We start from the raw sequence: 10,521 nt of genomic DNA on the forward strand, positions 1-10,521 counted from the left end.
GTCACGGCCTGCGCAACGTCGCCTTTGCCGATGGCAAGGGCAGCATTCCGGGGCATCCGCTGTGGCACCTCGCGCCCAAATCGATGGCGTGGGAGGGCAAGTCGCTGCGCGAGATTTGCGAGCAGCTGAAGGACCACAAGCGCAATGGCGGCAAGACGCTGGCGCAGATTCACGAGCATAATGCGAGCGACACGCTGGTCGGCTGGGGCTGGAACCCCGGGCCGGGGCGCACGCCCGCGCCGGGGACGCAGGCCGAGTTCGGCGCGCTGACCAAAGCGTGGATCGACAGCGGGGCGAAGTGTCCGGCCTAGTTGCGTAAGGCTGCCGGAATCATAATTCCATTCGTCACCCCGGCCTTGTGCCGGGGTCCACCGGGAGACGAGGCGCGAAGTAAGAGGCTCCAGCGCCGGGCGTGAGGCACAGTGGACCCCGGCACAAGGCCGGGGTGACAAAGCGGTAAGCGTCAGCCGTTCACCCAATCCACCTTGGGATCGTTGAAATCGACCACGTCGGCGAGTTCCCAGACGTTGGTGTAGCCGTAGCCGACGAGGTTGATGAATGTCTGGATATTGAGCGCGAGCGGGGCGGCCTTGACCGGCACCGGGCGCTGGTGGTTCGAGAAATTATTGTTGCAGTAGATCAGGATCATCCGCCCCGGCGCGCCGATCATGGCATGCAGCGACTCTGCGTTGAAGTCGGGCAGCGGCAGGTTGGTCGCGCCCCGGATATGCCCCTCCCGAAACGCGGTTTCCGAGCGCGCGTCGAGCAACAGCGCACCGTCTGACGCGGCCAGTTGCCGGAAGCGGGCGAAGGGCACGAGTCGCCCCGCGCGCAAGCGGCGGACATCCCCGGTCAGCCGCTCGAACCCGCCATAATCGATTTGCGGATTGGGCTCGGGCGGCCGCTTGCGCTGCGCCAGCGCGGGCGTTGCGGCGGTCGCGCCGATGGTCGTCAGGAACAGGCGGCGGTGCATGGCCGATCTCCGTTGTGCTGGCGCAACGATGCACCTTGTCGCATGTCCGCGGCATGAACCGTTGACCTGCGCGCGTCTACGTCGCACCCGTTGGAAAAGACAGGGGGATCGCATGGCCAATGGATTGTTTCGCACGAAGAGCGTGAAGGGCGCCGAGGATCACGCGCCCGAACACCGGCTGGCCGCGACCCTGTCCTGGCCGCATCTGATCGCGCTCGGCATCGGCGCCATCGTCGGCACGGGCATCCTGACGCTGATCGGTGTAGGGGCGGGCAAGGCCGGGCCCGCGGTGATCCTGTCCTTCGTCATAGCCGGCGCGATCTGCGCCGCCGCGGCGCTCGCTTATGCAGAAATGTCGACGATGATGCCGGCGTCGGGCAGCGCGTACAGCTACAGCTATGCCGTGCTGGGTGAGATCATCGCCTGGGTGGTCGGCTGGTCGCTGATCCTGGAATATTCGCTGGTCGTCAGCGCGGTCGCGGTCGGCTGGTCGGGCTATGCCGCGCCGCTGCTGCAAAGCTGGGCGGGCGTCCCGATGGAGTTGATGGCCGGGCCGCACGCCGACGGGATCGTCAACATCCCCGCGATTGTGATCATCGCGATCGTCGCCGGGCTGCTGTGTCTCGGCACGCGCGAGAGCGCGACGCTCAATGCCGGGCTGGTGATCGTCAAGATCGTCGCGCTGGCGGTGTTCGTCGCGGTTGCTTTGCCCTATTTCAACGGTGCCAATTTCGAACCCTTCGCGCCGTTCGGTTTTGCCAAGAGCGTATCGGCGGACGGGGTCGAGCGCGGGGTGATGGCGGCGGCGGCGATCATCTTCTTCGCCTTTTACGGCTTCGACGCGATCTCGACGGCGGCGGAGGAGACCAAGAATCCGGGCCGCGATCTCGCCATCGGCATCGTCGGATCGATGGTGGCCTGTGTCGCGATCTATATGCTGGTCGCGGTCGCGGCCGTGGGCGCACTGTCCTACACGCAGTTCGCCAACAGCCCCGAGCCGTTGGCGCTGATCCTGCGCGAGCTGGGGCGGCCGGGCTTTGCCACCTTCCTCGCGGTATCGGCGATCATCGCGCTGCCGACGGTGCTGCTCGGCTTTCTGTTCGGACAGAGCCGCATCTTCTTCACCATGGCACGCGACGGGATGCTGCCGATTGAGCTGGCCAAGGTCTCGTCGCGCGGTGCGCCGGTGCGGATCACGGTCTTTACTGCAGTGATCGTCAGCGTGATCGCCGGGCTGTTGCCGATCGACGAGATCGCCGCGCTTGCCAATGCCGGGACGCTGGTGGCTTTCGCGGCGGTCGCGATCTGCATGATGGTGCTGCGCCGTCGTGCGCCCGACATGCCGCGCAAGTTCCGCACGCCGCTGTGGGGGCTGGTCGGGACAATCGCCGTGCTCGGCTGCGCATATCTGTTCTTCAGCCTGCCGACCAAGACCCAGCTGTACTTCCTCTATTGGAACCTGCTCGGGGTTGTCATTTACTTCGCCTATGCGCGGCCGAAGGTCAGCAAACAGGGGATTGCATGAGCGGTTGGCATATCGGGATCATTGGCGGGTCGGGGCTGTACGATGTCGCCGGGATCGAGGACGGGCAGTGGGTCGAGGTCGACTCGCCCTGGGGCGAGCCGTCGGACGCGATCTTCACCGGGCGGTTGGGCCACGTCCGCGTTTCGTTCCTGCCCCGCCACGGGCGCGGCCACCGGATCAGCCCGTCGGAGCTGAACGCGCGCGCCAATATCGATTGCCTCAAGCGGCTGGGCGTCACCGATGTGCTGTCGGTGTCGTCGGTCGGCGGGCTGCAGGAAGAGCGCGCGCCGGGGACGTTCACCATCGTCGACCAGTTCATCGACCGGACCAAGGGGCGTCCGTCGAGCTTCTTCGGCACCGGTATGGTGGCGCATGTCTCGATGGCCGATCCGGTATGCCCGCGCCTGTCCGCGCTGGCCGGCGATGCGGCCGAGTCAGCGGGCGCAACTGTGCATCGCGGCGGAACCTGTCTGGTGATGGAGGGGCCGCAATTCTCGACCCGTGCCGAAAGCCAGCTCTATCGCAGCTGGGGGTGCCACGTGATCGGCATGACCGCGATGCCCGAGGCGAAGCTGGCGCGCGAGGCGGAACTGCCGTTCGCGATGGTGGCGATGGTCACCGACTATGATTGCTGGCGCGAGGAAGAGGCGGCGGTCGATGTCGCGCAGGTGATCGCGCAGCTGTCGAGCAACGCCGAAAAGGCGCGCGCGATGGTGCTGACCCTGCTGCGTGCACTGCCGGACGAGCGGGGTGCGTCGCCGATCGACACCTGCCTCGACACCGCGCTGATCACCGCGCCGCAGATGCGCGACCCTGAGCTGCTGGCACGGCTGGACGCAGTTGCGGGGCGGGTACTGGGCTAATCCAGCATATCCGCCAGCGCGCGGGCGATATTCTCCATCGTATAGGGCTTCTGCACCACCGGACGCCCGCGATGCTGGTCGGGGAATTGCGCCTGTTCGCCATAGCCGGTGGCGAACATGAACGGGATGCGGCGTTCGAGCAGCGCGTCGGCAATGGCAAAGCTGGTCGTGCTGCCGAGATTGATGTCGAGGATCGCCACCGTCGGCGGCTGCATGGCAATCAGGTCGAGCGCGGCATCGACCGACGCGGCAGTCATCACGTCGAGCGCGCCCAGCCGGGTCGCGATATCCTCGGCATCCAGCGCGATGATCAGGCTGTCTTCGACCAGCATCAGGCGCTGATCCTTGAGCAGGTCGGCGGGCGGCTCATCGCGATGGCCCGGCGCGGCACGCGGGAAGCGCACGAGCGGCGCACCGCCCTCGCGCGGCTTCGACACATGGCGCGCGGGGATGCAGAAATCGGCCTCGAACCCGGCTTCGGCATAGCGCACCACCGCTTCGCCGCCGAGGTCGTATGGGACCGAGCGTTCGATGATCGTCGTGCCAAAGCCCCGGCGCGAGGGCGGCTTGACCGGCGGGCCGTCAATGTCGCGCCACTGCAGCAACAGATCGCCACGGGCATTGCATTCCCAGCTCAGCTGCACCGTGCCGCCAGGGACCGACAGGCTGCCATATTTGCTCGAGTTGGTGACAAGCTCGTGCAGCACCAGCGCCATGGTCGAATAGGCCTGGGGGTTGAGCATCACCGGCTCACCCGCGCTGATGATGCGGTCGCCTTCCTCGACAAAGGCGGCGGATTCGGCGTCGATCAGCGCCTGAAGCCAGGCCGGGCCCCAGTGATCCTCGGTAATCTGGTTGTGTGCGCGGGCGAGCGCATGGATGCGGCCATCGACCACCTTCACGAAATCGCGCACCGCCGGTTCCTCGGGCTGGGCCTGACGGATCAGGCCGCGGATGAGGCCGAGGATGTTGCGCACGCGGTGGTTGAGTTCGGCGATCAGTACTTCCTGCCGCGCTCCCGCACGCTGGCGCTCGGCGCTGGCTTCATCCGCGAGGCGCAGCACGACTTCGATCAACGTCGCGCGCAGGGTTTCGGCAACGCGCAGTTCGGACGCGGTGAACGGCTTCGATCGGCCGCGGACCAGCTCCTTCCACTCCTCGAAGCTCGCACGCGGCGACAGGCGCGGACCATTGGGGCCATATTCGACCGGCTTGTGCGGATCGCCCGCCCAGCGGATCGACTGGATCATCTCGCTGCGAAACAGGATGACGTAATCGCGCGGCGAGCGGGAGATCGGGATCGCCAGCAAGCCGGCGGCGCTGCCCGAAAAGCTTTCGGCATCGACGACCAGCGATCCGATATGGTCGGTCGCGAACACCTTGCCCGCCGCCGTCGCGTTGAGCGCGCGCACGATCCGCCGAAAGTCGTCGGTCGGCGGCGTCACGCCCGAAAAGGCGTAGCTGCCATTGAGCCACACCCCCACGCCATCGGCAGGAATGGCGTTGGTGAGGATGTCGGCGAGCCAGTCGGGATCGCGCAGCAGCGTCTCGTCCGACGCGACCGCGCCGAGCAGCTGGTCGGAAATATCGCGCGCGCGGCGTTCGAACTCCACCGTCTGCTGCCGCTCGCGGCTTTCGAGGCGCATCGAAAACATCTGCGCAAACAGTTCGGAGATCGATCGCCGCTCGAAACTGGGGTGGCGCGGGGCGTAATGGTGGCAGGCGAACAGGCCCCACAGCTTGCCATCGACGATGATCGAGATCGACATCGACGCATCGACGCCCATGTTGCGCAGATATTCGATATGGATCGGTGAGACCGAGCGCAGCAGCGACAGCGACAGGTCGAGCGGCTCACCCTTTTCGTCGAGGTCGGGGACGATCGGCACCGGAGTGGCGTTGATGTCGGCGATCACGCGCAGCAGGTTGCGGGTATAGAGCACGCGCGCCTGGGCCGGAATGTCGCTGGCGGGATAATGCAGGCCGAGGAAGCGGCCGATACCGGGCTTGCACGCCTCTGCCACCACTTCGCCCGAGCCGTCGGCGGCAAAGCGATAGACCATGACGCGGTCGTAGCCGGTCAGCGCGCGCACCTGTCGCGCGCCTTCGCGGTAGAAGGACAACATGTCGATGCACTGATCGAGCCGCGCGATCATCGACCGCACCATCCCGGTGACGTCGCCGACTTCGCCGGTCGAACGTTGGCCCTCGATGATGATCTGTCCGCCGGACATATGGATCGCGAGGTCGTAGGACCCCGCACCGGGAACCAGTTCGGTATCGAACAGGCGCTCGATCGAGTCCGGTCCGCGCAACATGGCGGTGCGGTTGCGCAGGTCGTGGACCACCGGGGCGGCAAGGAACTCCGCGAGCGGATGGCCGATGATCTGTTCGGGATAGAGCCGCAGAAACTCGGGGAGGTTGGCTGAGGCGCGCGCGACGATCCAGTCGGCGGTCAGCGCGATCAGAAATCCGATCGGCTGGATCGCACCGAGGATGTGGATGGGCTCGCGATCGCAATTGGTGAGATCGACGGGATGCGGATCATTCAACGACAGAAATCCTTCCATGCTGCCGCGCGCTTCGCCAGAACAGGTCGAAGACTGCGCATGCAGCGTCTGCTGCCACCTCCCGCTGATCGGGCGCGACGAGGTGATGGTCCAACACCTCGATCAATCCCTGCCAGCGTTTCGGCGCGGGGGCGCAACGAATGAACCGGGCTGGAAGGTCCATCGGAACGTTACGGGCTAGCAATGCCCCGCCCAGCCGCGACCCTTCGAGCACATAGATGACGCCCAACGCGGCGGCGTTGGAGTGGATGGCGAACGGCTCAGGCTGCGGGGCGGGGGCATCGAAATCCGCAAGGTCGGCGCGGATCAGGTCGGAGCGCCGCCGTTCGGGCCAGTCGGGCAACAGTGCGGAGGAACCGAACGTGTCGACCGCCGCTTCCGCCGTCAGCAGGGGGCCGGCCTGAGCGATCAGAAAGGCGCGATAATCGCCGCGATCGCTCAGGTCGAAGGTGCCGAATGCCGCGTCCACCCGGTCATGCGCGGATGCAGTCGCGGTGCGCAACAGGCTCCGGGCAGTTACGGTTCGGGTCATCGGCCTTGCTTGTGGCGAAACCCGGCGCGCGCAACAAGCCATTGTTTCCCCGGCGGAATGACCCTGCGCGAGCGCCAGGCCGCGCGGCGGCTTCGGGGTACCGTCAGCTGCGCGCCGCAATGGAGTCCAGAATTGCTCGGCGGCGATCATCGCTGACGTTCGACCATTCCGCAATCTCGTCGAGCGTGCGGTGACAGCCGGTGCAGACATCGTCGTCGTTCAGGCGGCAGACGCCGATGCACGGGCTGGAAACGCCCGGCACCGGGGTGAAGGCGAGGAAATCTTCCTCGTCCAACGCGGTCGTCACGCAGGGATCGTGAAGTTCAGGAAGTCCGGGATCGGGCCGTTCCAGCCGCCGTCATCCTTGGCGTCGGGGCCGTCGTCGCGGGCCTCGTAGCGCTGGTCGCGGCGGGGGCGATCGTCACGGCGGCCGCGCGGGCGGTCGTCGCGGGGACGATCGTCACGGGGGCGGTCTTCGCGTTGCTTCGGCGCGCGCGTTGCTTCGCGCGGTGCCTCGACTGCGGCAGCCGGCTCCGATTCCGGCCGGGCCTTGCGGCCGCGCGGCTTTTTCGGTTCTTCCGCTTCGTCCTCGGGCAGGGCGGCGATCCGTTCGATCTTCTGACCCTGCAGCTTTTCGATATTCTCGATCGCCTCGGCGTCGGCGCTGGTCACCAGCGTATAGGCGGTGCCGGTCGCGCCCGCGCGACCGGTGCGGCCGATGCGGTGGACATAGTCGTCCGGGTGCCAGGGTGCGTCGAAGTTGAAGACGTGGCTCACGCCCTTGATGTCGAGCCCGCGTGCCGCGACGTCGGACGCGACGAGGATGTTGACGTCACCCGCCTTGAACCGGTCGAGCTCGGCGATGCGCGACGACTGGTCCATGTCGCCATGGATTTCGGCCGAGCGGAAGCCATGCTTGCGCAGGCTCTTGTTGAGTTCGCGGACCGTCGTCTTGCGATTGCAGAAGATGATCGCGGTGCGGACATCTTCGGTGCGCAGCAGGCGGCGGAGCAGGTCGCGCTTGGCGAACGCGCTCGACGGCGCGGGCACGAGCCGCTGGGTGATGTTGGTGTTGGTCGAAGCCGGGCGTGCGACTTCGATCGTCTTGGGGTTCGACAGGAACTTGTCGGCCAGCTTCTTGATCGGCGGCGGCATCGTCGCCGAGAACAACAGGGTCTGACGGTTCGCGGGCAGCTTCGAACAGATCGTCTCGATATCGGGGATGAACCCCATGTCGAGCATCCGGTCGGCCTCGTCGATCACCAGCAGGTTGCACCCGGTCAGCAGGATCTTGCCGCGTTCGAACAGGTCCATCAGGCGGCCGGGGGTGGCGATGAGGACGTCGACGCCCTTTTCCAGCGCCTTGACCTGATCGCCCATCTGCACGCCGCCGATGAGCAGCGCCATGCTGAGCTTGTGATGGGTGCCGTATTTCTCGAAATTCTCGGCCACCTGCGCCGCGAGTTCGCGGGTCGGTTCCAGGATCAGGCTGCGCGGCATGCGCGCGCGGCTGCGCCCTTCGGCGAGCACGTCGATCATCGGCAGCACGAAGCTGGCGGTCTTGCCCGTGCCGGTTTGCGCGATCCCGATCAGGTCGCGCATCATCAGCACCGACGGGATCGCCTGGCGCTGGATCGGCGTGGGTTCGGAATAGCCGGCCTCTGTGACGGCCTTCAGCAATTCGTCAGAGAGGCCGAGATCGGCAAAGCTCATTCAGATGTCCGGAAAACGGGGGCGCGCCCCTCTACGTAAACTGAGGCCCTGTCCGGGAAACGGCGCGAAAAGTCAAGGTAAAGGCTGGTCAGCGTTCGGGGGTCAGCGCGCGGAAAGACCGGATTCGGCATTCGCCGCCCGCGCGCGAGCGGAATGCGTCGCGTTTTGCACAGACTTTGCCGTCCTTGTTCGGCTTCAGATAGAAGCCGGCGTAGAAATCGAGTGCCGGACATTCATTGCCCAGCTTCGCCCGGACGCGCCGCCCTCCGGCGAGGACCAGGTCGACGCTGTCGGACCGGATGATGGCCGCACCCGACAGCGAGTCCACCGCGACGCAGTCATCGGTGCGCTTTTCGACCCAGGCGATCGGGGGCAGCGGGGCCGGAGCGGGTGCGGCGGTGCGGCGCACAGCCTCGGGCCGCGGCACGCGGATCACGATATGCTGCTGAATGCGTACCTGCGCCAGCCGAGTCGGCGGCGCATAGGTTGGCGACGGCTGCGGCTTGCTCTGCCCCGACGCGGCGAGCGGCAGCACCAGCGCAGCAAACAGGGGGACGATCGGCAGCTTCACCATAACGTAATGCCCTATACACAACAGGGTTGAACAGTGGATGAATTGCCCGCCGGTGTCCCGTCATGGTAGCGCGCGGCCATGATTGCACCTGACCCTGCTGCCGAGCTCCACACCTTCGCCGCCGCCCTGCGCGCGCGCATCGGTGAAGACGCGGTGGTGACCGATCCGGATCTGATCGCGCCCTGGCTGACCGATTGGCGCGGGCGCTATCATGGCGCATCGACGCTGTTGCTGCAGCCACGATCGACGCACGATGTCGCCGCAATCGTCGCGCTGGCCGCGGCGCATCGCGTGCCGCTGGTGCCACAGGGGGGGAACACGTCAATGGTCGGGGGCGCGACGCCGCCGGCCGATGGCAGCGCGGCGATCCTGTCGCTGCGGCGGATGAACGCCATTCGCCGGATCGATCCCGATGCCGGACTCGCGGTGGCGGAGGCCGGGGTGATCCTGTCCGACCTGCACGACGCCGCTTTGGCGCAGGGACAGCGCTTTCCGCTCACCCTGGGGGCCAAGGGCAGTGCCACGATCGGCGGGCTGACATCGACCAACGCCGGGGGGACGCAGGTGCTGCGCTTCGGCACGATGCGCGCGCTGGTGCTGGGGGTCGAAGCGGTGCTGCCCGATGGGAGCATCCATGATGGGCTCGCGCCGCTCAAAAAAGACAATCGCGGATATGATCTCAACCAATTGCTGGTCGGGGCGGAGGGGACGCTCGGCGTGATCACTGCGGTCACTTTGAAGCTGGTCCCGGCGGTGGCGGCGCGGGCGGTCGGCTGGGTCGGCGTCGACTCGCCGCACGCCGCGCTCGATCTGCTGCGGCTGTGCGAGGCGGCGAGCGATTCGATCGAAAGCTTCGAGATCGTGCCCGCGCATTCGCTGGCGCTGGTGCTGGAGCATATTCCCGGCACCCGCGATCCGCTGGCGGGGCCGTATCCCTGGCATGTGCTGATCGAAGCGGTGGCCAGCGATGCGGCAGCCGAACCGCCAGCCGAAACGCTCGAGCGGCTGCTGGCCATGGGATTGGAACGCGGACTGATTCGCGACGCGGCGATCGCCGCGAGCGAGACTCAGGCCGAAGCATTGTGGAAGCTGCGCGATTCGATTTCGGAGGCCGAGCGCGCGAGCGGACCGGCGCTACAGCACGACATTTCGGTCCCGGTCGCAGCGATGCCCGATTTCATGATCGACGGCGCGGCGGCGGTCGAGGCGGCGTTTCCGGGGACGAGCGCAGGGGCGTTCGGGCATCTCGGCGACGGCAATGTCCATTTCCATGTCCGCGCCCCCGCGGGCGCGGATCGCGAATGGGCTGTGGAAAATTCGGCGCGAATCAGTCCGTTTGTCCATGATCTGGTGGTTGCGGCGGGCGGTTCGATCTCGGCCGAGCATGGGATTGGCCAGATGAAGCGCGATGAACTGGCGCGACTGTCGTCGCCCGCGCGCATGCATGCCCTCGCCGCGATCAAGCGTGCCTTCGATCCGGACAATCTGTTCAATCCGGGGAAACTGGTTACGCTTGCGCCCGCGCGCGCCGACCAATAGACCGCGCACACCTAACTCCAGGAGAATTTCATGGCCAGCGCGCCGCAAGCACAGGGTCTTCCCGTTTTCTACAACGACCTTCTCCCGCTCTCGAGCGAGATGCATGGCAATTTCCGTATCCGTCCGGCCACCACGGCACCGTTCCTGGGCAAGCAGCACGCGGTGCCGCTGACCGTCGAGGAATTCCCGCTGGTCCAGCGTTACATGCCGATCGTGTTCTCGGCGGGTGACG

General features: G+C 66.6%; 10 protein-coding genes and 1 pseudogene. 5 read left to right on the forward strand and 6 right to left on the reverse strand.

The genetic code is table 11. The features are described from left to right. Positions 1-311: pseudogene (locus AX681_RS22635) on the forward strand (Isoquinoline 1-oxidoreductase subunit); the annotation flags it as partial. A gap of 152 nt (positions 312-463) precedes the next feature. Here AX681_RS22635 and AX681_RS17400 read toward each other — a convergent pair. After that, entirely contained in the window at positions 464-973 is a 510-nt protein-coding gene (locus AX681_RS17400; RefSeq protein WP_066658428.1) for a rhodanese-like domain-containing protein, read from the reverse strand. A gap of 112 nt (positions 974-1,085) precedes the next feature. Between AX681_RS17400 and AX681_RS17405 the strand changes: the two genes are divergently transcribed. Both AX681_RS17405 and AX681_RS17410 read left to right on the forward strand, forming a co-directional pair. Continuing rightward, on the forward strand, positions 1,086-2,498 hold the full coding sequence (locus tag AX681_RS17405; RefSeq protein ID WP_066682554.1) for an amino acid permease: 1,413 nt from the start codon (positions 1,086-1,088) through the stop codon (positions 2,496-2,498). Further along, positions 2,495-3,361, forward strand: a complete 867-nt coding sequence (locus AX681_RS17410) for an S-methyl-5'-thioadenosine phosphorylase (RefSeq protein WP_066659313.1) — start codon at positions 2,495-2,497, stop codon at positions 3,359-3,361. The genes AX681_RS17405 and AX681_RS17410 overlap by 4 nt, the downstream gene beginning before the upstream one ends. On the opposite strand, the gene AX681_RS17415 is transcribed toward AX681_RS17410, so the two are convergent. The 5 genes from AX681_RS17415 to AX681_RS17435 all read right to left on the reverse strand — a co-directional run bounded on the left by AX681_RS17415 (position 3,358) and on the right by AX681_RS17435 (position 8,750). After that, entirely contained in the window at positions 3,358-5,931 is a 2,574-nt protein-coding gene (locus tag AX681_RS17415) for an HWE histidine kinase domain-containing protein (RefSeq protein ID WP_082737921.1), read from the reverse strand. The genes AX681_RS17410 and AX681_RS17415 overlap by 4 nt on opposite strands. Continuing rightward, entirely contained in the window at positions 5,906-6,463 is a 558-nt protein-coding gene (locus AX681_RS17420; RefSeq protein ID WP_156442698.1) for a biliverdin-producing heme oxygenase, read from the reverse strand. The genes AX681_RS17415 and AX681_RS17420 overlap by 26 nt, the downstream gene beginning before the upstream one ends. 103 nt (positions 6,464-6,566) lie before the next feature. Continuing rightward, on the reverse strand, positions 6,567-6,770 hold the full coding sequence (locus AX681_RS17425) for a DUF1289 domain-containing protein (RefSeq protein ID WP_197421887.1): 204 nt from the start codon (positions 6,768-6,770) through the stop codon (positions 6,567-6,569). Further along, on the reverse strand, positions 6,767-8,176 hold the full coding sequence (locus AX681_RS17430) for a DEAD/DEAH box helicase (protein WP_066659318.1): 1,410 nt from the start codon (positions 8,174-8,176) through the stop codon (positions 6,767-6,769). Before AX681_RS17430 ends, AX681_RS17425 begins: the two co-directional genes overlap by 4 nt. Before the next feature lie 88 nt (positions 8,177-8,264). Next, positions 8,265-8,750 carry a hypothetical protein gene (locus AX681_RS17435; protein WP_066659319.1) on the reverse strand — a complete coding sequence of 162 codons (486 nt, stop codon included), beginning with the start codon at positions 8,748-8,750 and terminating at the stop codon, positions 8,265-8,267. Between the two features lie 78 nt (positions 8,751-8,828). Between AX681_RS17435 and AX681_RS17440 the strand changes: the two genes are divergently transcribed. Beyond that, positions 8,829-10,289 carry an FAD-binding oxidoreductase gene (locus tag AX681_RS17440; protein WP_066659322.1) on the forward strand — a complete coding sequence of 487 codons (1,461 nt, stop codon included), beginning with the start codon at positions 8,829-8,831 and terminating at the stop codon, positions 10,287-10,289. A 30-nt stretch (positions 10,290-10,319) separates the two neighbouring features. Beyond that, the coding region (locus tag AX681_RS17445; protein WP_197424317.1) for a SapC family protein at positions 10,320-10,521 on the forward strand (202 nt) is incomplete at its 3' end.

Origin of the sequence: Sphingomonas sp. CCH9-E2, assembly GCF_001557215.1 — a bacterium.
Taxonomy (GTDB): Bacteria; Pseudomonadota; Alphaproteobacteria; order Sphingomonadales; family Sphingomonadaceae; genus Sphingomonas.